At 49.8% G+C, this 21,683-nt stretch carries 18 protein-coding genes; 11 read left to right on the forward strand and 7 right to left on the reverse strand.

Annotated elements, in window-relative coordinates; all coding sequences use genetic code 11:
• Positions 1-29 precede the first annotated feature (29 nt).
• Positions 30-206, forward strand: a complete 177-nt coding sequence (locus ACFO9Q_RS03335) for a hypothetical protein (RefSeq protein ID WP_379178659.1) — start codon at positions 30-32, stop codon at positions 204-206.
• Between the two features lie 66 nt (positions 207-272).
• Here the strand turns inward: ACFO9Q_RS03335 and ACFO9Q_RS03340 are convergent, their stop codons facing one another.
• On the reverse strand, positions 273-1,541 hold the full coding sequence (locus ACFO9Q_RS03340) for an MFS transporter (RefSeq protein WP_379178661.1): 1,269 nt from the start codon (positions 1,539-1,541) through the stop codon (positions 273-275).
• A gap of 272 nt (positions 1,542-1,813) precedes the next feature.
• Here ACFO9Q_RS03340 and ACFO9Q_RS03345 point away from each other — a divergent pair, with 272 nt between their 5' ends.
• Both ACFO9Q_RS03345 and ACFO9Q_RS03350 read left to right on the forward strand, forming a co-directional pair.
• Complete coding sequence (locus tag ACFO9Q_RS03345) at positions 1,814-3,598, forward strand: stalk domain-containing protein (protein ID WP_379178663.1); 1,785 nt, start codon at positions 1,814-1,816, stop codon at positions 3,596-3,598.
• Positions 3,599-3,661: 63 nt separating this feature from the next.
• Complete coding sequence (locus ACFO9Q_RS03350) at positions 3,662-4,813, forward strand: hypothetical protein (protein ID WP_379178665.1); 1,152 nt, start codon at positions 3,662-3,664, stop codon at positions 4,811-4,813.
• Between the two features lie 114 nt (positions 4,814-4,927).
• Here ACFO9Q_RS03350 and ACFO9Q_RS03355 read toward each other — a convergent pair whose 3' ends face one another.
• The 5 genes from ACFO9Q_RS03355 to ACFO9Q_RS03375 all read right to left on the reverse strand — a co-directional run bounded on the left by ACFO9Q_RS03355 (position 4,928) and on the right by ACFO9Q_RS03375 (position 8,684).
• Positions 4,928-5,959, reverse strand: a complete 1,032-nt coding sequence (locus ACFO9Q_RS03355) for a hypothetical protein (RefSeq protein ID WP_379178667.1) — start codon at positions 5,957-5,959, stop codon at positions 4,928-4,930.
• Positions 5,960-6,279: 320 nt separating this feature from the next.
• On the reverse strand, positions 6,280-6,582 hold the full coding sequence (locus ACFO9Q_RS03360; RefSeq protein ID WP_379178669.1) for a helix-turn-helix domain-containing protein: 303 nt from the start codon (positions 6,580-6,582) through the stop codon (positions 6,280-6,282).
• Positions 6,563-6,754, reverse strand: coding sequence for a YvrJ family protein (locus ACFO9Q_RS03365; RefSeq protein ID WP_379178671.1), 192 nt, complete (start codon positions 6,752-6,754; stop codon positions 6,563-6,565). The genes ACFO9Q_RS03360 and ACFO9Q_RS03365 overlap by 20 nt, the downstream gene beginning before the upstream one ends.
• A 6-nt stretch (positions 6,755-6,760) precedes the next feature.
• Positions 6,761-7,354 carry a hypothetical protein gene (locus ACFO9Q_RS03370; RefSeq protein ID WP_379178673.1) on the reverse strand — a complete coding sequence of 198 codons (594 nt, stop codon included), beginning with the start codon at positions 7,352-7,354 and terminating at the stop codon, positions 6,761-6,763.
• A gap of 430 nt (positions 7,355-7,784) precedes the next feature.
• Positions 7,785-8,684 carry an AraC family transcriptional regulator gene (locus ACFO9Q_RS03375; protein ID WP_379178675.1) on the reverse strand — a complete coding sequence of 300 codons (900 nt, stop codon included), beginning with the start codon at positions 8,682-8,684 and terminating at the stop codon, positions 7,785-7,787.
• Between the two features lie 297 nt (positions 8,685-8,981).
• Between ACFO9Q_RS03375 and ACFO9Q_RS03380 the strand changes: the two genes are divergently transcribed.
• The 7 genes from ACFO9Q_RS03380 to ACFO9Q_RS03410 all read left to right on the forward strand — a co-directional run bounded on the left by ACFO9Q_RS03380 (position 8,982) and on the right by ACFO9Q_RS03410 (position 16,714).
• On the forward strand, positions 8,982-10,148 hold the full coding sequence (locus ACFO9Q_RS03380; RefSeq protein ID WP_379178677.1) for an LLM class flavin-dependent oxidoreductase: 1,167 nt from the start codon (positions 8,982-8,984) through the stop codon (positions 10,146-10,148).
• Positions 10,149-10,167: 19 nt separating this feature from the next.
• Complete coding sequence (locus ACFO9Q_RS03385; protein ID WP_379178680.1) at positions 10,168-11,454, forward strand: ABC transporter substrate-binding protein; 1,287 nt, start codon at positions 10,168-10,170, stop codon at positions 11,452-11,454.
• Positions 11,455-11,458: 4 nt separating this feature from the next.
• The gene (locus ACFO9Q_RS03390) at positions 11,459-12,331 is read left to right on the forward strand and encodes a carbohydrate ABC transporter permease (RefSeq protein ID WP_379178682.1); all 873 of its coding nucleotides are present in this window, start codon (positions 11,459-11,461) and stop codon (positions 12,329-12,331) included.
• 18 nt (positions 12,332-12,349) lie between these two features.
• Positions 12,350-13,165 carry a carbohydrate ABC transporter permease gene (locus ACFO9Q_RS03395; RefSeq protein WP_379178685.1) on the forward strand — a complete coding sequence of 272 codons (816 nt, stop codon included), beginning with the start codon at positions 12,350-12,352 and terminating at the stop codon, positions 13,163-13,165.
• A 1,270-nt stretch (positions 13,166-14,435) separates the two neighbouring features.
• Complete coding sequence (locus tag ACFO9Q_RS03400; protein ID WP_379178687.1) at positions 14,436-14,921, forward strand: hypothetical protein; 486 nt, start codon at positions 14,436-14,438, stop codon at positions 14,919-14,921.
• 104 nt (positions 14,922-15,025) lie between these two features.
• Entirely contained in the window at positions 15,026-16,186 is a 1,161-nt protein-coding gene (locus ACFO9Q_RS03405; RefSeq protein WP_379178689.1) for a Gfo/Idh/MocA family protein, read from the forward strand.
• Between the two features lie 93 nt (positions 16,187-16,279).
• On the forward strand, positions 16,280-16,714 hold the full coding sequence (locus tag ACFO9Q_RS03410; protein ID WP_379178691.1) for a hypothetical protein: 435 nt from the start codon (positions 16,280-16,282) through the stop codon (positions 16,712-16,714).
• A gap of 131 nt (positions 16,715-16,845) precedes the next feature.
• Here ACFO9Q_RS03410 and ACFO9Q_RS03415 read toward each other — a convergent pair whose 3' ends face one another.
• On the reverse strand, positions 16,846-17,103 hold the full coding sequence (locus tag ACFO9Q_RS03415; protein WP_379178693.1) for a hypothetical protein: 258 nt from the start codon (positions 17,101-17,103) through the stop codon (positions 16,846-16,848).
• 128 nt (positions 17,104-17,231) lie between these two features.
• Between ACFO9Q_RS03415 and ACFO9Q_RS03420 the strand changes: the two genes are divergently transcribed.
• Positions 17,232-21,674, forward strand: coding sequence for a sugar-binding protein (locus ACFO9Q_RS03420; RefSeq protein ID WP_379178695.1), 4,443 nt, complete (start codon positions 17,232-17,234; stop codon positions 21,672-21,674).
• The last annotated feature ends 9 nt before the right edge of the window (positions 21,675-21,683 follow it).

The raw sequence follows: 21,683 nt of genomic DNA on the forward strand, positions 1-21,683 counted from the left end.
CCATACTTGGAAGCAGGGAGAGGACTTACTTGACTTACACAGAATTGCTGGGACGCAGAAGCGAGATCTTGAAGAGGAATATCGGCAAGATGATTGTACAGGACAACCAGACGGGACTAGGCGGACAAGAGAGCCTCTTCCTCCAGCGGATGATTCGTGAGCTGCATCAGACTGAGCATGAACTCCAAGCGAGCCGATCCAATTAGACTACTGTGTGTGAAAAACATCAAACAAGGGCCACCCTGCTGCAAAACGGGGTGGCCCTTGTTATGTCATGCTTCGCCCTGCTCTTGCGAAGCCTCCGTGACAGCAGCCGGCATTCCGGCTTCGACCAGCGGCTTGCTGCGAATGAAGAAAATAGACAGGATAACGATGAACAATCCGGTCACGATGAGCAGCCATTCAATCTCAATAATATCCGCTAATGGGCCGAACAGCAGCATGCCGAGAGGCATCATCGACGTCGAGATCATACCGAATACACCGAATATGCGCCCCATGTAATTCTCGTCAACCTTCTCCTGCAGCAGGACGGTTGATGGGGTGCTGAATATCGGAATGGCCACTCCGAATACGGCCATTACCGCTAAGTAGATCCAGAATACGGGGACGATGCCTAGAGCAATGGTGCAGAGACCCATCATCAAGGTCGCGATGGTCATCGTATAGATTTTGTTACGGAAGCCGCCCCAAGATGCAATGAACGCTCCGCCTGCCATCATGCCTACAGAGAAGGCAATCTCAATAGCGGTCAGTCGCCAGTAATCATCGCCGAAGCTTCGGGTCACTTGCAGCGGGGTTAGGAAGGCTGCCGGTGCCATGAGCAGGAAGAAGATCGCAAGGAACAGGAAGAACGGCTTAAGGAAGCTATGGGTCTGAATGTAGCTTATGCCCTGTCGGAAGTCGTCCATATAGCTGGTCGTCTGCTGCTCAGCCGCCTTCTGATGCCGAGGGATTCGCAAGAATAACAATAGGATCAAGATTGCAATGAGCGCCGTTCCTACATCAATGAAGAAGATGGTCTCTATAGAAGCGACGGTGAGCAGTGTCGCACTGACAATAGGGGCAACGAACATCATGAGAGCTTGGAGGCTTCCGTTAATGCCGTTAATTCTAGTCAACTGCTCCTCGGGTACAATCTGGGGCAGGATCGCTCCGACCGCAGGGGTCTGTATGCCTGCTCCGAGCGCTCGAACGGCAGCAATGGCGAATAGCAGCCATAGCTCGTCATATCCGAGCATGAAGGTAATGGCGAGAAGCAGCGTAACGGAAGCGATCATGCCATCTGCAATCATAATGAGGAGCTTGCGATTGTAACGGTCCGCCCATACCCCTGCGAACGGGGACAACAGGAAGGTCGGGACGAATCCGCATATAATAAAGATAGCCATCATTAACCCTGACTTAGTAGTAAGCGTTACGTGCCACATAATCGCGTACTGAACCAGGGAGGAACCGAATAGGGAGAAGACTTGTCCGCTCAGGAAGAGGGTAATATTTCTTTTCCAATGCGGTTTTTCTAATTCAACGGAAGTTGTCATCTCTTACTCCTCTCCTACTGTATGTTCTATTATTCATTTATTACCTAATTCGAGGGTTTGAATGCAAACCCTGTTTGCTTGCTAATATTTAGGTCTAAGCTATTACTAGGTCTTTACCATTTCTTAACCTGTCACAGATTAGTAACATTTTCCCAGACAAGGGTGCAACTTTCTCGCAGGGATGACGTCTAACCAACGTAACGGAATATGGAAGAGCATCTGATATCATCCATCCCGCTAATAAACCAGTCAAGGGAGTAGAGAATACGCACATGATGTCCTTACACGCAAGCAAGAAGCTGATTGCCCTCATGCTAACGTTCCTATTGCTGCCGCTCGGAGCAGTGGCACAAGCGGTTGAAGAAGAAGAAGGGATCACCTCTGGTACCACTTACGTTGTGTTCTATGTCGACAAGCAGGATGCATTCCTGAATGGGGACCAGGTTAAGCTGGATGCAGCACCCGTCATTAAGAATGGCAAGACCTTCGTCCCGGCCAAGTTCCTCGGCGATGCCTTCGGCATGAAGGTGGAATGGATCGCGGAGAAGCAGCAGATTGAGATGGAGACACCGAAGTACAACATTATGCTGGATCTGAAGAACAAGTCAGCCTTCGTCAACGGCTACTGGTTCAAGCTTGATCAAGTGGCAACCATTGTGAACGGCCGCCTTATGATTAAGCTGACCTGGCTGTCCGATTATATGGATGCTACATACACGTACAACAATGAACTGAGAAGGATTGATGTCCTGCACGTCCGTCAGCCGTCAGGCGTCTACAACCCGGAGCTTGGCAATTCAAGACCGGTTGCGAAGTTCACCTTCGCTAAGCCCAGCTACCAGATCGGTGAGCCGATCAAGTATGTCGATTTGAGCTACGACCCGGATGCCGAGGGGCTGAAGTATGAGTGGGTCGGGAAGGAAGAGGCTTTTTTCAAGGCGGGTACTTACCCGATTACACTTAAGGTGTCCGATAAGAATGGCAATGTGAGTTCTCCCTACACTCGGCAGCTGGTTATCGAGGATAAGATCTACCTGAGCAAGGTAGAGTATCCGATCTACACGAAGCCGGTAGGCGGCTACATTAAGACGGATTGGAATACGCTGTACGGCAACTATCTGGATCTGCCTCAAGTGCCGAAGCAATCTGTCACGGAAGACAAGTCCCGCTCGCTCCTGCTAAGCGACAGCCCGGAGACGTTCAAGGAGCTGGGTATTCTGTATCAGGATAGTGTAGAGGGCAAGAGCCGTCTGTACGCGAATCATCAGAACGGGATGGACAAGAAGGTATCCTTCGCGATCCTGGCTAAGAATGAGACCGACGAGCCGGTCACGATCCGCACGACTAACAAGGGTGAGGTATACCCAACGATCTATGCGCATCTGATGGGGAGCGAGGGAACGGTAGACTTCCTACTGAACGACCCTGTTAGTGAGCGAATGACGATTCCGCCAGGCGAGACGTTCATCTACAAGCAGTTCCCTGACTTCTACCCGGCTCAAGGGGTTAACGTCATCTACGATGTAGAGACGGACGGCCAGGTGCAGTTCACCTTCGCTGTAGGGGATAAGGTATCCAAGGATATGCTCGACCTGCCGAAGCTGCCGTTCAACGGCCATATTCGCGGAACCTTCCCAGTGACCGGCTTCGACTGGAAGCTGGATCTGTCGGATAAGGCGATGCAGAAGCCACTGAGACTGGTCATTGGTGATGGCAAGAGTGATCTGTTCCAGCCGGGATACGATCCGCTCCGCGGTATGGAAGTGGTGAATCCAGGCAACTACGGCACTGTCTATAAGATTCACTCTGACAAGCCGCGCCGGATGGCGATTATGCTGCTAGCCAAGGGCGGCCCGTTCCGTGGTCCGTTCAAGATTAATGGCGACATGCGGATGACACCGGATTCTGGTGTATTGACAGCCTTTGATGGCATGATTATCCTTGCCAAAACAACGGGCAACGAAGATAGCTTAGATATTGAGTTCAGCCCTCCAGCTGGCTCGGCGTTCCCGATTAATTTAATTTTCTACCCGCTGGATGAGCGGGCGGATCAGTAATTGTAACTGAGGCATCACCGAATGTGGGTGGTGCCTTTAATTTAAATACAAGGAGAGCTGATTATGAACAAAAAAATGGTCCTAGCGCTAGCTTGCGGAGCAGTTGTAACTTTTGCTACAGGAGCTATTGCATCGCCGAAAATTCAAGCTGTTCTCTTCCCTAGTACGATTAAGGTGCACAAATATATGGGTGCCAACGAGATTGGTCAAACAGATGGAGAAGTCATCAATTATAACAAGAGAGTGTATGTACCTCTTCGCACCTTCGCACAGGCTATGGATGCAACCATTAGTTATGAGCCCCCGACGAAAAACAAACTTCCTCGTATTGATATTTACTCCAATCAACAAGATGATCCTATTCAGCTTTCAGAAAAGGAACTGAAGTATTCAGATCCAGATAATTATGTAAGTATCGGATACTTAGAGTCGTCGGGAGTAACCCCAGATATTCTGGATAGAGGGGTAATAAAGTTCCATAAAGATCTTAAGAATAAAAGGATTCTTATTACATCCCTTAATAAAGATGGGGGAACCACCATCTATAATTCACATTACGTATATATTCACCAAGAGAATTCGAGTCCGCCTAAAGCAGGTGATATTCGGTCATTTCGGACCAACTTAATGATGAATGAGTCTACTGCTTCCTATCAAATTTCTGTTATTGATAATTCTATGAAATGGTCATGGCCAGACTTTGATACAAATCAAAATGGGGGATCACCTATGGCATTTGACTTTAGTCTTGATAGCAGAGAATTGGAACATAAGGGTGAAAGTTCTCTCTATCCTATGATACCAGCAGATGTACCAAAGGATTCCTATGTAAATCAATATGCAGGACAAATCCGTCAAGGCAACATATTTACTATGAGTATGGTTGCCATTCATACTGCTAGTAACCCAGCTAAATATGAATCATTTCCAATTGAGCTAGTAGTGAGTAGAGTTCATGCTGACCGTAGTGAAACGGAGGTCTATCGCAAAAAGATAACAACTATTTCTGGCCTATGGAAACCATTTGATGCTAATACACCTAGAGAAATAAAATGGGATATGATGGGCAAAAATGGGAAGCCTCTTGCAGTAGGAACTTATAGTATTTATTGCAAGATTCCAAATACCGTCAACTATACGATCGAGGGTCAAACGAAGAAACAAAGCTTCCAGCCTTTTGTGAGGTTTTATAATTATATAGTTCAAATTGTGTAGACCTAAGGTAGCGCTACAAGAGATGTACATCAACATATTATAATGAAATGTAGACACCGATCTCGATGGAGATCGGTGTCTTTTAATTTATGTGATCTTATATACAATTTACTCTTAAGCCATTCTAGCGCCAATAACGAATGGTGTAGACGATACTGCAGGAATGACCAAGAAAAAGCTTACCGTCACCTCAGAGTTGGCTGGAACACTACCAGTGTCAATCATATCAACGTAAGTGTTACCTGCTTTCCATTTGTATGAGAGTGATACACCTGCCATATTAATTAGTGGGAATGAAAACCCTGGTCCGGTTTTACCCATATATATTTTAAAATTCTTAGCTGTAGAATAAGTGTTTTTAACTTTTAAGGTAACAGCCATTTGTTGCCCATATGAACCATGGTTAAGACCTGAGCATACTCCTGCAGGATCTGTAATATATACAAGATCATCTGTACCAAAGACACCAGGATAATCAGTAGAACCGCAGATTTGGTATGCAACTCCATTAACACTATCTGAAGGAGAAATTGCTGCCAGGCTGATGGTGTTGTAATACGTTGGCCCCTTTCCCCTACGCATAGTGGCAGATTTTTTTGCTGCATACCCTGTTGCTCCAATATAACTATTAACCCATGCAACATCGTAGAATGAGGCTGATGCTGCTGCAGATGTGCTGTTATTTGTTACATTCGTTTTAGCTATAATACCAAAGTTATTGCCAGTATTAATATTTTGCTGGAACAGCACACCGAATGATGTTGGGTTAATCACTACAGGAGCTTGGGTAACGGTTCCCGAGAAGTAGTCTAACCAAGCGCTGGAATCACTATCCCCAGAGGCGTTTGTTATTCCATGATTGCTTGAAGTCACTTTAATAGCAAAATTATTTGGGTTATAGACTAACAAGGCATGTTTTAAAGGTGCGCCAGTCGTATTATGATGCCATAGATACACAAACCCTGCACCGCTAACAGTATCTTTATTTAGCCATTTCCCTGCATCCACCAAGTCAGTGCTATCAACAGCTTCTGGGTTATCTGAGAAAAATACGTAACCGCCGCCTTTTGATACTGTACTTGTTCCTTTGCTTGCCCACTCTGGTGATCGAGATACTGCCGTGCTTCCTGTAATTAATGATGCCATTTATACCACTCCTTTTTTCTTAAGCTTGTTGCTTAAGTTATATCTATAAAGTGAACTTGAAAGTGAAAATAACAACCTTCTGAATTTAAGACAAGTAAAAAACAACAAAGGATTCCTACTTTGAGGCCTGCCCAAGGTAAGCCTTGAGGTCGGGTGGCTTTCGCTTGCCCACAATTTACTTAAAAAACCCGTAATAGACCGAAAGTCAAAAATGGCGATGCAGGGATAGCCCTCCTAGCATCGCCATTTTTCGTTTTTTGCTAACTATTCCATTTAGCGAGCTGTCTCCTTAAGTGAGCATACCTACTTTTGAGACAGCCTCATTGAGTCTTAAACCAATTATAGGCTTCAGTTGATTCGGCTACAGCCTGCAGCTTCTCATCATCAACTTCAATTAGCATCTGACAAAAAGAAGAAAAATTTGGAATGTGCTTTAAATCATAGGACATAATTTTTTGAATAAGAAGTTCAACAATGTTTTGTTTTAAATCATCCCTGTTATCATACTTAACCTTGTTTTGTGCATTTCTAATTAATGGAGTTATCGTTAAGAGAATTTTACTCATCGCTTCTTTGTCACCCTGCTGGGCTCTTAATACTAAATCAAATATTTCTTCTTCCATTAACCTCTTCATCCTTTCTGTTATTTGCTACTTCGATTAATCTCGTAATAGTGTCTGTTAAAATGTCTAGCTTCTTCTCAAAGCGAGTAAGCAGATAGCCGGTAAGGACTATTGGAAAGCCAACCTGACTTATAGCAGTTACTACAAAAGAAACCGTTTGTGAGCTATCCAATTGGAATCATCTCCTTTCTGTCATATATATTTTCAGCTTACGTAATGCTAGATTTCTTGTTTTGCCGATTGCTTGTGGTGATACCTTAATCATTTTTGCAATCTCATTATCTTGAAAGGAGAGTGCATAACAAAGGGTAGCTATAATCTTTTGTTTTTCAGTAAGTAATTGAAAGGCTTCTTCTAAAAGTGAATTTGTGAAGGATTCTAAGAAATACTTAGGATCTGCATTGATTGAACCTTCCTTGTAGGAACTATGCTTACTCTCTAATGAGTCTTTTAGAGTAATTCCGTTTTCAGAAATGGGCTTATCAAGAACAAGAAGAGACCTAGTATCGTATTTCTGTAATGCTCTCTGCTGTCCTATGGTATAAAACTTAATTGTCGATGACACATAGTTTATAAAACGGATGCGAAAATAATGTCTAAGAAATTTTTCCTCGATTTGTTTCTGTGCATCTGAATTACCGTCAGAGGCTAATATTAAAAGTTCGATATGAACTCCATCTTGGAAAAAGCTTTGAATGATACGATCGGAGAATATCCTTTTCTTATTCTTTTTGTATTCTTGGAAAATTCTTATTTGTTCAGCAGTAAGCATAGAACCACTCCTTCTTCTACTTATGTCTTTATTAAGTGAAAGTATTAAGTAAAAAATCAACCAAAATAAGAACACTTGTTCCTAAATCATTTGTTTTGAAGAATTTATACGATCATATGTTCGTATATTGTAGCACATAAATCCCTCACTTAGGAACAAAATGTAGTTGATTTAACGGTGGTTAAAGAATAGAGATGATAAGGAGGGGGGGGTAATCATTTATGTATCACGTCTAACTTGGAAACAAGATTAAAGGCCACTATATTACTGACTACAGTAAACTGTATTTTTTAATAAGTCGGGAGTTTATTCGTGCGAGGCTATCCTACTTTTCTTACTATGCATTCTTCGCGAAGCCACTGCCCTTGCGAGTATTAACGCTGGGAACGGTGTTGACACACCATTCCCTCAATAAAGTATAAACGCAACTTCAATGCTCGGAGTAGGATGAACCAGAATGGGAAGCCTCATGCAGCAGTAACCTATAGTGGGAAGGCGTCTTGCCCGTATGCTTCTTGAACGCCTTGGAGAAGGTGGGCAGGTCGCCGAATCCGACGGAGTAGGCAATTTCGGCAAGCTTGTAGTCGGTGCTCGCAAGCAGCGCGATGGCTTCGTCCATCCGCAGACGCTGCAAATATCTCATGGGCGATATTCCGTATGTCTTGTTAAATTCCTTAGTGAAATGGGCGCGGTCGATTCCGACGAAACGGGCGGTTCCTTCGATTGAGATGCCGTCCGCGTAGTGCAGGTCCAGGTAGTCCTTGCCTTTCTCTAGCCATTCGGCCGCCGGGGAGTCCCGCTCCAAGCCGGTGTCATCGCCTCGAGTTAATGCGGCGAACAATTGGTAGAGGAAGCCGAGCCGAGACAGATCCGTGTGGTCATGTCCACTGCCGGATACATGTTCGAAGAATCGCTCCATCGTCTCGACCGCTTCCTTCGTCACTCTGCCCGCCTCATAGGGATGCTGCGGCGACAGGCCAACCTTCTCCATGAGCCCGAGCGCGTGCTTGCCATCCAGCGTAAGAAATACTTTGCGCAGCGGCAAGTTCGGCACCGTGTAGTATTCGTGCGTGACCTTGGGGAACAGGCCGAACAGATCGCCGGGCTTGAGCGGATAATTGCGTCCCCCTTGCAGGAACATGCCCTCACCCTCTAGCACCAACACCAGATAGTAATAGGGAGAGGTGCCTGGACCCATATGATAGTTAGGTTTGGCTATCGTGGCACCTAGACGAATCGGCCAGGCTGGACCTGATTTCTCGATAGCTGACGGCGTGAAGTAATGGATTTCAAGCAGCTCGTGGTGATCCTCTCTTGTCGGATTAAACAAGGCCCGTTCCCCCTTTTTTGAATCTATTCTATCGCCAACTCCCCCATAAAACAATCGCTTATCTATTCTCTTACACACAAAATGACAAATCATTCTCCCAACGAATTGACATAGACATCCGGTATCCGATTCGATTATGATGCCAATAACAGATTAATCCGATTAAATTTGTTGGCTATCTACCGGACGACCGGAGAAGCAACGACGAAGCGCAATGCCACGACAGGCATGGCTTTGTTGTTGCTATTTTTTTATGCAGGCTACTAGGGCAATGAGGCACATGAGGAGACGATCATAATGAGCATAACAAGCATAGCAAGTGAAGTGGAATTCGGGTGGTTCATTCCGACTAACGGAGATGGCGAATTCGTCGGTGTGCCGGTGGAGAGAGAGCCGTCACAGCAATATTTCGTGGATGTCGCCAGAGCAGCCGAGAAAGCGGGCTACGAGTTCGCCTTGATTCCCGCGGGAGGCGATTGCTGGGACGGCTGGATCGTAGGCTCATGGGTGGCGTCGGCAACGACGCGGCTTAAGCCGTTGGTCGCTATGCGGCCAGGCTTAATTACGCCGGTGCTTGCGGCTAGAATGGCCGCGACGCTCGACCGGATGTCTGGAGGCAGGGCACTTGTCAATGTAGTCACGGGCCATTATCCCATTGATCTCAAGGCGACGGGTGATCCGCTTCACGGCAGCCATGACGAGCGTTACGAGAGAACCAGAGAATTCCTGGAAGTCGTGAAGGGCGTCTGGCATCACGAGGGTGGCTACGCGAACGGCTATACCTTCACCGGCAGCCACTACCAGGTCGAAGGAGGAGTCTGCTTGCCCGCGCCCGTGCAGAAGCCGCATCCGCCGCTATACTTCGGTGGCAGCTCGGAGGCGGGTAAGCGCGTCGCTGCGGAAGCGGCAGACGTATATCTCATGTGGGCGGAACCGCTGGATTGGATCAGCGGACAGATAGCGGAGATGGAAGGCTACCTCAAGGAGCTAGAAGCACGGAAGGGCATCAGGCGTCAGTTGAAATATGGGATTCGCGCACAGCTAGTTGTGAGAGAGACAGAAGAGGAAGCTTGGGCGGCGGCATGGCGCATTCTGAGCAAGGCCGATCCTGAGAAGGTGACATCCAGAGAAAAACTTCACGCAAATACGGACGCAACGAACCAGAAGAGGCAAATGGACTTGTGGCAGCAGTCGCAGCAGAACGATTATGTAATTGGACCCAATCTATGGTCAGGGTTATCCGCTATTCGGGGCGGCGGCGCGGTCGCGTTCGTGGGAACGCCGGAGCAAGTGTCGGACCGGCTTCTCGAGTTCATCGACGGAGGTGTTACCTCCTTCATTCTGTCGGGCTATCCGCATCTGGAGGAGGCCGAAATATCGGGAAGATTGCTGCTGCCGCTAGTGAAGCGGAAACTGTCGGAGAGAAGGCCCGGGCAGCAGCAAGGTATCGTACCAACTATATAAGCATACGGAGGTCATAGAAATGAAACCATTATTCCAAACATCCAAAATTGCGTTGCTAGCGGTCACTGCGCTGCTCGTTACGATGCTGGCTGCATGCGGCTCGAACGAAGATACAGTGGAAGAGACGAATCAAGGGAATTCAGGCACCAAAGATCCCGTTACAATTAGCTTCGTGCACTGGCGCGGGGAAGATCAAGCCGTCCTCGATGTCATCATCGACAAGTTCGAACAGGAGCATGAGGGCATTAAGGTGGAGACGCAGGTATTCCCATCTGACCAGTACCAATCTACGGTGCAAGCGAAGCTGCTCGACGGCTCTGTAGGCGATGTGTTCACTTCGTTCCCGGGCTCGCAGTTCGAGGCGATTGCCAAGGCAGGACTGTTCACGGATCTGTCAGACTCGTCATTCGTCGGTGCCTTCCAGCCGTCCCTCATCAAGGCAGGGCAGAAGGACGGCAAGCAATTGGCGATTCCGTATCAGCTCGTCTACAATATTCCGATCTACAACGTGGCGCTGTTCGAGAAGCACGGCATTGAGGTGCCGAAGGATTGGGAGGGCTTCCTTGCTGCGGCAGAGAAGCTCAAAGCTGCCGGCCTCACGCCGATTGCGTTCGCTGGCGCAGACATCGGGCCGGGCCAATTCATGAACCCGATGGTCATGAACAATGCTCCGGATGAAGATATCTTCGTCAAGCTGCAAGCGGGCGAGACGAAGCTGACCGAGGATTGGTGGGTGAAGACCCTGTCACAGTTCCAAGAATTGAACGATAAGGGCTACTTCCAGAAGGACGCGCTCGGCACGAAGGCCGACGCCGCCAACGCATTGTTCATTCAGGAGAAGGCGGCTATCTTGGCCAGCGGTTCGTACCAACTAGCGGGCAATAAGGCGAGCAACCCGAATCTGCGTCAGAAGCTTCTAGCGCCGATTACCGTTCCGGCCGATCAAGCTGTGTTCGAGGGCATTCATACGACAACGTATATGCTGGCCGTCAATGCTAAGTCGAAGCATCCGGAGGAAGCGAAGCAGTTTATTGAGTTTCTGAGCCGTAAGGATATCGCCTCGGAATACGCCAACGGTACCGGACAGAACGTTACGGTCAAGGATGTGGCGTATACAACGGAAGAGCTTCAAGCGGTGTCCGAGTGGACGGCTAAGAAAACCCGCTTCCAGCCGCGCTTCACCATTACGAACGCAGAGGTACAAAAGGCTGTGCTGAGCTCCATCCAGGCTGTTCTCGGGGGAACCGATCCGCAGAAAGCGGCGAAAGATGCGCAAGCGATCGTCGATCAGCAGATAGGGAAATAACCGCATGAAGAATTGGCTGAAGCTTCTGCCCTTCTGGGTGCCGGGATTGCTATTGTACGCCGGCCTGTTCATCTACCCTACGATTACCGGCTTCTATTATTCGTTCACCAACTGGGACGGCTTATCGCCGTCCTATCAGTTTATCGGCTTAGAGAACTACGTGACCGTCTCGCAAGACATTGTCTTTCAGAAATCGCTGATCAACAACTTGAAGTTTATGGTCGCGGTTGTGCTAAGCCAATCCGTTATCTCGCTCTTGCTGGCGGTGCAATTGACGAGACAATCGAAGGCCATCGTGGCACTCCGGGCACTGTATTTCCTTCCGACCATTCTATCGTCTGTGTCCGTAGGCTTTATCTGGACGTTCATATACGATCCAACGCTAGGTTCGTTGAACGGGTTGCTCGAACTAGTCGGCTTGTCCTCCTGGACGCATAATTGGATTGGCGATTCCACAATTGCCATCTTCTCCATCGCGGCCGTGCAGGCATGGGCGCATATTGGGCAGATGGTCATTCTATTCGTTGCCGGCCTGCAGTCGATTCCGAAGGAGCTGCTGGAATCGGCTCGGCTCGACGGGGCTGGCCGATTGGGTTTGTTCTTCCGCATTACCTGGCCGCTGCTGGCGCCTGCCGCCGCAATCGTTGTGTCGTATACGACGATTCAGTCATTTAAGGCTTTTGATCTTGTATTCACGATGACGGGCGGTGGTCCCGCCTACTCAACCGAGATCCTGTCGACCTACATTTACAGCTCGGCGTTCATGAGCTACACGTTCGGGAGAGCGGCGACGGGATCCGTCTTCTTCCTTGCGCTGATCTCGTTCATCACGTTCCTGCAGTTCCGCCTGCTGCGAACGGACCGAATATCCTACTAGCAGTCGGAGGTAACTGGCATGGTAATCAGATTGTTCGGCCGGCTCTTGCTGGTCGCCTTTGCGCTACTTATACTTGCGCCGCTCGTCATCGTCGTCTTAACGGCATTCAAGACAACGCCGGAATTCTACGCTGATCCGCTCGGTCTGCCCGCGAATTGGTCGTTCCATAACTTCGCGGCGCTGTTCGACGGGCAGCCCATGTGGACATACTTCCGCAACAGCTTCGTTGTAACGGTGTCGGCGGTGGCCGCGGAGCTGCTAATCGCAGGCTGCATCGCTTACGCGATTATGAGGTCGGGAAGACGAACGGCGAGGGCGTTGTTCGCCTTGTTCGCAGCGGGGCTCATGGTGCCTTCTCAGGTCAACATGATTCCCCTATATTCGCTGCTGCAGAAGCTCGGCTGGAGCAACAGCTTGACGGGGCTAGTACTGGTCACGGTGTCGGTGCTTCTGCCATTATCCGTCTTCATGCTGACGGGCTTCATGAAGACACTGCCCCGGGAGCTGCTAGAGGCGGGGGAGATAGACGGGGCGGGACACTGGACGACGCTGCTGCGCATCGTATTCCCCTTGTGCGCCCCGTTCCTTGCCGCCACGGCGGCGTTCCTGTTCGTCATCGTGTGGAACGATTTGCTGTTCCCAATGCTGCTCATCAACGGCAAGGACAAGCTGACGCTGCCGCTCGCTCTGCTGCGCTTTCGAGGCGAATACATTACGGATTATCCCTTGCTGCTGACGGGCGTTGTCGTGACGGCCGTGCCAATGGTTGCCATGTTCGTATTTCTGCAGCGTTACTTTATATCCGGCGCATTAGCCGGCTCGTTGAAGGGATAACTCAGCAACATACGAATGCAGTTGTTATAACGGGGGCTTAGGACTTACCCATGTGGTTCCTATTCAATATAATTACCATATTTGTTAATAGAATGACTGTAAGGGCGGTTGGTAATCTCCCCTGTAAGGGGGTGATGACTGTGATTGAAGTGAAGAACGCACTCATACTGATTGTTAGGGATGTTCATTACTCCCCTACTTAAAGAAAAAGTAGGCTGCCCCGACGAAGGATAGCCTACTTTTCCTTATGTTCGCACCCTTTGACCAAGCCAACCGCCCTTAAAAGCGGCTATTGACGCTGGGGACGGTGTTGTCGCACCGTTCCCTTAATTATGTATAATCATAGCATGAGGGAAAATATAACTTCAATGCTTGGGAGTAGGATGGATGGATAAAGAATGATCCAAGCGATACTATTAGTATATAGAATTAATCCAATGACAAGCAGTGCTCCTAGTAAGTTAAATGCTATGATCTTCAGATAGAATACACCAACCATACGGCCAACAAAATAATTAATGATGCTAATCAATACATGGACCAAATAATATAGGAACAAATATATAAAGAACTCTACAAAGCCGCCAGGTCCGCTGATATGTTGCACTGAGAATGAAGGAAGATACAATGACGTTCATTAGGAACTCTTTTTTTAGATTTTCCAAAGTACACATCCTTAACTGTTGTAGGAGGCTCTCCTATATAGTACACCCGTTTTGAGTTAACTAATGACTTGATCGGTATTTGTCAACTACTTGGTCAAGGGCTATGAGCCCTGAGCAAAAGGAAACGAGCAAAAGGAAGAGGTGCATTACAAACCCAATTGCGTTCGACCAGGACAGGTGTGCGAAACCTACATAAAGCCAAAAGAATAAAGCAGGAAGTTGGATAAGCACGATTATTAATAAGATGGGTAGTAAAATGATCTGAAACAATGTCTTAAACCACTTACTATTAATGAAGCCTCCAAGAGTTAAAACCAAAACAAGCACTCCTCCAGTAATTGACCAATAAGCCCATAACTCGGTATACATCTGAGCGCCATACGCTTCCTGTCCAAGACCGGGGATTGAGATGACATAGTTGTTAAAAGGCATATACAATAGTCCTAAAGCAATTGAAGAAAGGGCGCACAATCCAAACAAGAAACTTCTGTATCTAATCAAAGCAATCCTTCCTCTCTCAGGTCGTCTCGTTAGATTAAGACGGTAAATTCTAGAAAAAGTTGCAAAATGAGTCTGCTAGTCTTACGCCGGAAAGGATGAGCCCTGTGCCAGCAAATGAGATAAATAGGTCCCTCATACAGTACCAGAAGAAAGCAAGGAAGAAGATCGCGACTATTATCCTCATAAGTCTAGTTATATACGCAATTCTGCTGACACTAGTCATTAGCTTCCTTAAGAGCGACACGTTTATAGCTCTGATGCTGCAGAATTTTACGGTAACGGTTGAGAACGAGTCTGATCAAGACATTACCAGAATAGAATTCGGCGTACTCCATTCCGATGACCAAGCCAACGTGATAGAGGGCGATTCCAAGCTGGTATACGATCGTCCCCTGCGGAGCGGGAAGTCGGTTAGAATTACCCCGGACGTCAGCTCAGACGGGGAGATGTCCGTATTCATTAGATACACCACGGCACAAGGGGAAGTTCACGAGAAATCCGTCTGTTCCTATGCAGAAATGTCACCTAGAGGGCGAGCAACAATTATAATCGAGAATAATCAGGCTGTTGTAAAAGAGAAGTGCTTGTAACACCACCCGTTGATTCACCCCTCCCCTTGAACGGGTAATACTGTCCATATGTACCGATACTAGACACGGACGGCATTACTTGCTATTGAAGGAGAGTGGGACGAATGAAGACCATTAAGGTAGGAGTTATCGGGACCGGATTCTCGGCGAGCTTCCATCTGGAGTCGCTGAGACGGCTGCCGGATATTGAGGTCATTGCCATTGCAGGCAGTTCAGCGGATAAGGCCAAGGAGCTGGCAGAGCAGTATCGCGTGCCGAATTATTACGGAGATTACCAGGATCTGATCGCGCATCCGGACGTGGAAGTCATTCATAACTGCACGCCCAACTACCTCCACTTCGAGATTAATAAGGCTGTTATCCAGTCTGGCAAAAACCTGCTCTCAGAGAAGCCGCTGGCTATGAACGCTGAAGAGTCGGCGGAGCTGGTGAGATTGGCGGAGAGAAGCCAGAGTGTGACCGGCGTATGCTTCAACTATCGTCACTTCCCTATGGTGATGCAGGCTAGAGGTATGATTCAGAGCAGCAAGTACGGCAAGCCGCATCTCGTGTTCGGCAGCTATCTGCAGGATTGGCTGCTGTTCGATACCGATTACAGCTGGCGTCTGGAGACAGAGAAGAACGGTGCTTCGCGCGCAGTAGCGGATATCGGCTCCCACTGGTGCGACACCGTACAGTTCGTGCTGGGAAGACGAATTACTGAGGTGTTCGCTGACCTGAAGACCGTTCATTCCATTAGGCGTAAGCCGCTGGAAGAAGGAGCAACCTTCTCTGGAGCAGCCGAGGAGGAAGAGAGGGAAGCGAAGGACATCTCGACGGAGGATTGCGGCTCTATCTTGATTCACTTAGAAGGCGGAGTAACCGGTGTGTTCACGGTATCGCAGGTCAGCGCGGGGCGTAAGAACAAGCTGCAATTTGAGGTGTCAACGTCAGAGTCCTCCTTCTACTGGGATCAGGAGAATCCGAATAAGCTGTGGGAGGGCAAGCGGGACCAAGCGAATTCGCTTCTCATGCGAGATCCGACGCTGCTGTCGTCGAAGGCGGCGATGCTGGCGCATTTTCCAGGAGGGCATGAAGAGGGGTGGCCGGACGGCATGAAGAATCTGCTGATCGATTACTATAATGAAGTGAAGCGCAAGCGGTACAAGGAGCCTATACGCGGTATTCCGCAGTTCGCCTCGCTCGAGGAGGGGCATCACATCATGAAGGTCATCGACGCCGTCCTGCGGAGCGACCGTGAGCAGCGGTGGGTGAAGGTGGAGTAGATCTACCCATTATGCTAATCTCGACGTCATACGTCCAAGCTACCTCATAGGGTGATTCATATAATGGATGTAAAAAAAGGAGTGATTACATCCATGGCTAGTAGATTCCTAGACTCTAAAACCTCGCAAAATGCGAGCTTCGCTAACTCGATTGCTATACCGATTACGCTAATCAATACTCCCCAGCTTGTGGCCCAGCAGACGCTGGACCTATCTGGCGGAACGGCTAACCTGACAAGGGTAGAATTCAATGGGGTCGTTACCGTACAGCTGCCGCTGCTTCCTCTGGCTACAAACATTCTTGTTACGGTTGTAAGAGGTCTTACATCTGCAGATACTGTCGTATTCTCAGCTTCCCAGAACTTGAACCTGAATATACTAGGTGGCCAGCTCATCTCATTCTCCGGCTCCGACTTCAATGCCTTCAACATTCCTAACGCGGCTTACTCCGTATTCGTCCAATCGAGTGCGCTGGGAACGATTCGAGTTGGTCCAGAGAGCTTCAACTTTACGGCTTATTCGGACTAAGCAGCTATACGCCTATATTTCTCCAGATTAGACACCTTTGAGGTGTCTTTTTAATTTGCAGGGAAAAGCTCACCAAGAAAAGAGGGCATTGCGAAAGCTAAGCCACAACGCCTCATCCCCCTGCTACAACCTCATTCCAACACCCGCCGCATTCGCTGCAGCAGCGTGCCTTCCGGCACCGCATTCGTTCCCTTTACGAAGTCGGTCATGTAATAGGAGAGATAGCTTCCATATCCGCTATCCGTGCGGGTAAGGAGTTCGTCGACGTAATACAATCCGTTCGGCAGCTCATCAAGCAGCATCGTACAGACCGCCCCATAGATGAGGCATGCGACCTGCAGGTAGGTGGCATTCGTACCGAACTTGGCATAGACGATCGAATTGCCCATTACAGTAGAGAAGTCATAGAAGTGTCAGCAGGAGTATCCGAACTGTTAGACGCTGGATGAGCCCTGTCCCTATAATAGGTGAAAGCGGTTACCCGCAGCTTCGCTATTACAGGTTAGGAGGAAGGCTCATGCGACAACAAGCAAGGAAACGCCCGGTGCAGCTAAGGCGCGTGCTAAGCATCGTCTTAGCTCTATTATTGTGTATGCCCATTCTGCAAGGAACAGGGGGTATCTCTATTCAAGCGGCCGCTGCGACAACAGGAACAGAATACTACATGTCTCCGACAGGCAGCGATTCGAATGACGGGAGTGAGGCTAGTCCTTGGGCAACGGTAGCGCACTTCGACTCGATTGCTCAGCCAGGGGATACTCTATATATTCGTGAAGGAACCTATGAGCAGAGCACGGACATTACGGCGAAGGGAACGGCATCGGCCTGGATCACGATTCGGAACTATCCGGGTGAGACGGTTATCTTCGATGGTTCAGATTATTGGAATACGGGAAGCACGGCTAAGACTCGGTTCGCTGCCTTCTTCGGCAACGCGGGCTCAGGTTATATCGTCATCCAAGGTCTAATTATTCAGAATTATAGGATGTCGGGAATTACGGTAGGCTATCGGGAGAAGGATGCGAATGGAATTTACATTGGCGAGCCTGCGACACACTATAACATTCGGTACAACATGATTGACCGCTGCGGGCAGAACGGAATCTCCTCAGGTTCAGGGGCTTCCGATATGACGTATGAGTACAATCTGGTTGGCCGTACGGGCTATGACATGGCATTCGGCTCCTGGTCGAGCGGGCTGAACATGATTGAGATGGAGGGGATGGACAACTACGTTCGCGGCAACATCTCCTATCACAACATTGATGTCTCGGCTCGCCATACGGACGGCAACGGCATGATACTGGATACGAGTGCTCCTACTGCTGGAGCGGTGGTCGAGAACAACCTCTTCTTCCACAACGGCGGAGTTGGCATCGCATGGACAGATGCAAGCAATGCTACCATTCGGAACAATACGCTCTATGAGAATGGGCTTGAGCCGGATTATGTGAACGGACCGACGGGCATGGCCTTCTGGGAGGCACATGAGAACATCAATATTACGAACAACATTGTGTACCAGCGCAACAAGAACGGGTTGAAAACAAACATCCCCTTTGACGCGAACAGTGTCGTAGAAGCGAATAACATCTCTGGACAGACCGGGGCGCATAACCCACAGTTCACGGATCCTGCAAATGCAGACTTCACGCTTAAGTCCGACTCACCGGATGTTGACCGCGGCTTCAGCGACAAAGGGCCGATTGATACGATCTCGTTCGACCACAAGGCATTGAAGCGGGAGATAGCAGGCCAGCCAGTGGACTGGTATTCGTTCGCTCCCGACTTCGACTACATTAAGGCCCAAGGCGGGCTCGAGAATATCATTAAGCCGGCAACGCGTACGGCTGATAATGGCAGGGTCGATCTAGGCGCATTCACATCCGCATTTACAAATCCGAACCCGGATGCGGTCATCCCGGATGAAGTGCTGCCGCCGGAGCCGCCGAAGGCTGTCGAGCTGCTGACGAATCAGGGCTTCGAGACGGGGCTGAACGGCTGGACAGAGCTGGCTAGTACGCTGAAGAGCGTGAACAGTATTCAAGCTTGCCAGAGCGGCTACCAATGTATGGAGGTGTCCGGCCGGACCGCATTCTGGCATGGTGTCCTTCAATCCATCACACCGAAGGTGAAGAACGACAGGATCTACGATGTGAGTGGCCATGTGAAGCTTCCGGCAGGTGCAGCAGCGACGAACAAGGAGCTGGCTATCTATGTGAAGATTGTCATGGACTCCGATCCACTCGTTAACGGCGTTAAGGAAGGCAATACCTATACGATCGGTCATGTGAAGCCTACCGCGGATGCGTGGCAGTCGATTGCCGGGACAATCGCAACTCCGGCGACGGGCGTTATTGAAGAATTCCAGCTTCTCGTTCAAGGCTTCCCGGATTGGGCGAATGACCCGGATGCCTACAATGATTCGAATACGTTCCTGGTTGATAACTTGTCCATTAAGGAACAGCTGGGCGGAGTGAAGCAGGTGAAGCAGGCGCTGAACGGAACGCCAGCAAGCATTGACGGCGTGGCAGACAGCGCTTGGGATTCTCAGAATAAGGCGCTGGTGCCAGCTGCAGCAGCTAGTGCTGACGCAGCAGCGGGTTACAAGGTGCTGTGGAATGCCGATCATCTCTATGTCCTGGCTTCAGTGAAGGATGCGACGGCAGACAGCCGAGATAAGATTGAGCTCTATGTGAACGGCGATTATGACAAGAAATCCGATTACAGCGGTGCGAATGATCGGAAGATTAGTGTGACCCGTGCGGGTGTCGTGAGCGGCGGCGCGGGTGCTGTAGCCGCCGTGAAGGAAGGCACGGGCGGTTATGTGGTGGAAGTGAAGGTTCCTTTTGCAACGGGAATGTGGGCGAAGGGGGATGTAGCAGGCTTCGATGTGAAGGTGACTGACAATGACACCGTGAAGGCTTGGAACAACCAGGATCTGCTCCAGGATAGCGACAAGCAGACGCTTGGCAAGCTGGAGCTTGGGGAGTTCACCGGGGAGCTGGCTTATATCCCTCATGGAACACCGAATCTCGATGTGACGCAGGGAATGGATAGCCTGTGGAGCAAGGGAGCCGAGCTGAAGACGGAGATTCTAACCGGAACGAGCAGCAAGCAAGGGAACTTCCGCGTGCTATGGGATGAGACTTATCTGTACGTGCTGGCTCATGTGACCGGAGATAAGGCGCTGAACAAGGATAATACGAATGTGTACGAGCATGATTCGGTGGAGATTTTCAAGGATGAGAATAATGCCAAGACCACGACCTACCAGAATGATGACGGACAGTTCCGCATTAACTATGAGAACGAGCAGAGTGTGAACAGTAAGAAAGCGGAGGAGCTGACCTCGTTCGCCAAGGTAGATGGGACGAACTATTGGGTCGCGTCGAAGATTAAGTGGACGAATGCCCATGCGGCCGGGGATGTGCTCGGGTTCGATCTGCAGGTGAACGATACGAACGGTACGCCGGCCCGGACTGGCACGTTGAACTGGTCGGATGCAACGGGGCAAGGGTGGCAGAATACGTCGGGGTATGGACTGATTGTGCTGAATGCGCCGGTTGTAGATTCGGGAACTGGCGGTGGCGGTTCGGGCGGAACTGGCGGCGGTATAGGCGGTATAGGCGGTGGTTCGGGGACGGTGCCATACGGCGTTGTTGATGGGACGACGGTGAAGGTGACCGCGAAGGTGACGGATGGAATCGCGGCTGTAACGGTGGATTCCCAGCTGGCTAAGGAATGGCTCGCGAACGCGGTGAAGGACAAGAGCAAGGAAATAACGGTGCAGGTTGTTGGAGTGGATGGGGCAGCATCTGTTAAGGTCGAGCTCGATGCGGCTTGGCTGCAGGAAGCGGAGAAGGCGGGCGTTGGCACGGTAATTGTTAAGGCGGGATTGGCAAGCTTCAAGATCTCGATTAGTGGTGTGGCGGATGCGCTGCCTGCAGGTGCGAAGACGGTGAGCATCTCGGTGAGTAAGGTGGATGCTACAGCTGGGCTGAGTGAAGAGCTCGCCGAGCAGGTCGCTGGTGCTCTGGTGTATGAATTTGAGCTGCTGGTTGACGGCAAGCCTGCTGGCGAAGCTTCGTTCGAAGGCAAGGGCGTGGAGGTTCGGGTTCCTTATGTGCTGAAGGCTGGAGAGAAGGCTAACCAGGTCGTTGCGGCTTACCTCGATGAGAAGTCTGGCCAAGTGCAGATTGTGAAGCATGCGAAGTACGACAAGAAGACGCAGGAGGTTGTTATCTACGCGAAGCACTTCAGTAAGTATGCAGTCTACGCGGGGGATGCAGGTTCGTTCACGGACCTAGGCGGCGTGAAGTGGGCCGAGGAGAGCGTGCTCGCGCTGGCTGCGAGAGGTATTGTGAATGGCGTCAGTGAGGAGCGCTTCGCACCTGAGAAGTCGGTCACTCGGGCGCAATTCGTTCAGCTGCTGATTGGTGCGCTGGATCTGGATGGCGGTGCAGGAGCGGGAACGGAGGCTAGTGCGAATGCAGGTGCTGGAGCGGGTGTAAGTACGAGTGCAAGTGCAAGTGCAAGTGCAAGTGCAAGTGTAAGTGCAAGTGCAAGTGCGAGTGCAAGTGCGAGCAGTGCCTTCACCGATGTGGTGGAGGGTGCATGGTATTATGATGCGGTAGCGCAAGCTGAGCAGCTTGGCATCGTATCCGGTTACCCGGATGGCAGCTTCGGCGTGAACAAGAGCATCTCACGCGAAGAGATGGCGGTCATGGTCACAAAGGCGCTTAAGGCTGCGGGCTTGTCGGTTCCCGTTGGAACTGGAGATGAAGAGGCTGTTGCGTTCGTGGACGAAGCCGACATCTCAGAGTATGCTCTGGACAGTGTGCTGGCCTTGAGCGAGGCAGGCATCGTGACGGGACACAGCGACGGCCGCTTCGGGCCTTCCGGCAAGGCGTCCCGTGCCCAAGCAGCAGTTATCATCGCTCGTCTGCTGGAACTATAAGCTGCGAAA

This window comes from Paenibacillus sp. GCM10023252 (genome assembly GCF_042653305.1).
Taxonomy (GTDB): domain Bacteria; phylum Bacillota; class Bacilli; order Paenibacillales; family Paenibacillaceae; genus Pristimantibacillus.

Excerpts from the sequence above, each read along its gene's own strand:
- ACFO9Q_RS03340 (WP_379178661.1), bottom strand. The coding sequence starts at position 1,541 with ATGACAACTTCCGTTGAATTAGAAAAACCGCATTGGAAAAGAAATATT.
- ACFO9Q_RS03345 (WP_379178663.1), top strand. The coding sequence starts at position 1,814 with ATGATGTCCTTACACGCAAGCAAGAAGCTGATTGCCCTCATGCTAACG.
- ACFO9Q_RS03350 (WP_379178665.1), top strand. The coding sequence starts at position 3,662 with ATGAACAAAAAAATGGTCCTAGCGCTAGCTTGCGGAGCAGTTGTAACT.
- ACFO9Q_RS03355 (WP_379178667.1), bottom strand. The coding sequence starts at position 5,959 with ATGGCATCATTAATTACAGGAAGCACGGCAGTATCTCGATCACCAGAG.
- ACFO9Q_RS03360 (WP_379178669.1), bottom strand. The coding sequence starts at position 6,582 with ATGGAAGAAGAAATATTTGATTTAGTATTAAGAGCCCAGCAGGGTGAC.
- ACFO9Q_RS03370 (WP_379178673.1), bottom strand. The coding sequence starts at position 7,354 with ATGCTTACTGCTGAACAAATAAGAATTTTCCAAGAATACAAAAAGAAT.
- ACFO9Q_RS03380 (WP_379178677.1), top strand. The coding sequence starts at position 8,982 with ATGAGCATAACAAGCATAGCAAGTGAAGTGGAATTCGGGTGGTTCATT.
- ACFO9Q_RS03385 (WP_379178680.1), top strand. The coding sequence starts at position 10,168 with ATGAAACCATTATTCCAAACATCCAAAATTGCGTTGCTAGCGGTCACT.
- ACFO9Q_RS03390 (WP_379178682.1), top strand. The coding sequence starts at position 11,459 with ATGAAGAATTGGCTGAAGCTTCTGCCCTTCTGGGTGCCGGGATTGCTA.
- ACFO9Q_RS03395 (WP_379178685.1), top strand. The coding sequence starts at position 12,350 with ATGGTAATCAGATTGTTCGGCCGGCTCTTGCTGGTCGCCTTTGCGCTA.
- ACFO9Q_RS03405 (WP_379178689.1), top strand. The coding sequence starts at position 15,026 with ATGAAGACCATTAAGGTAGGAGTTATCGGGACCGGATTCTCGGCGAGC.
- ACFO9Q_RS03410 (WP_379178691.1), top strand. The coding sequence starts at position 16,280 with ATGGCTAGTAGATTCCTAGACTCTAAAACCTCGCAAAATGCGAGCTTC.
- ACFO9Q_RS03415 (WP_379178693.1), bottom strand. The coding sequence starts at position 17,103 with ATGGGCAATTCGATCGTCTATGCCAAGTTCGGTACGAATGCCACCTAC.
- ACFO9Q_RS03420 (WP_379178695.1), top strand. The coding sequence starts at position 17,232 with ATGCGACAACAAGCAAGGAAACGCCCGGTGCAGCTAAGGCGCGTGCTA.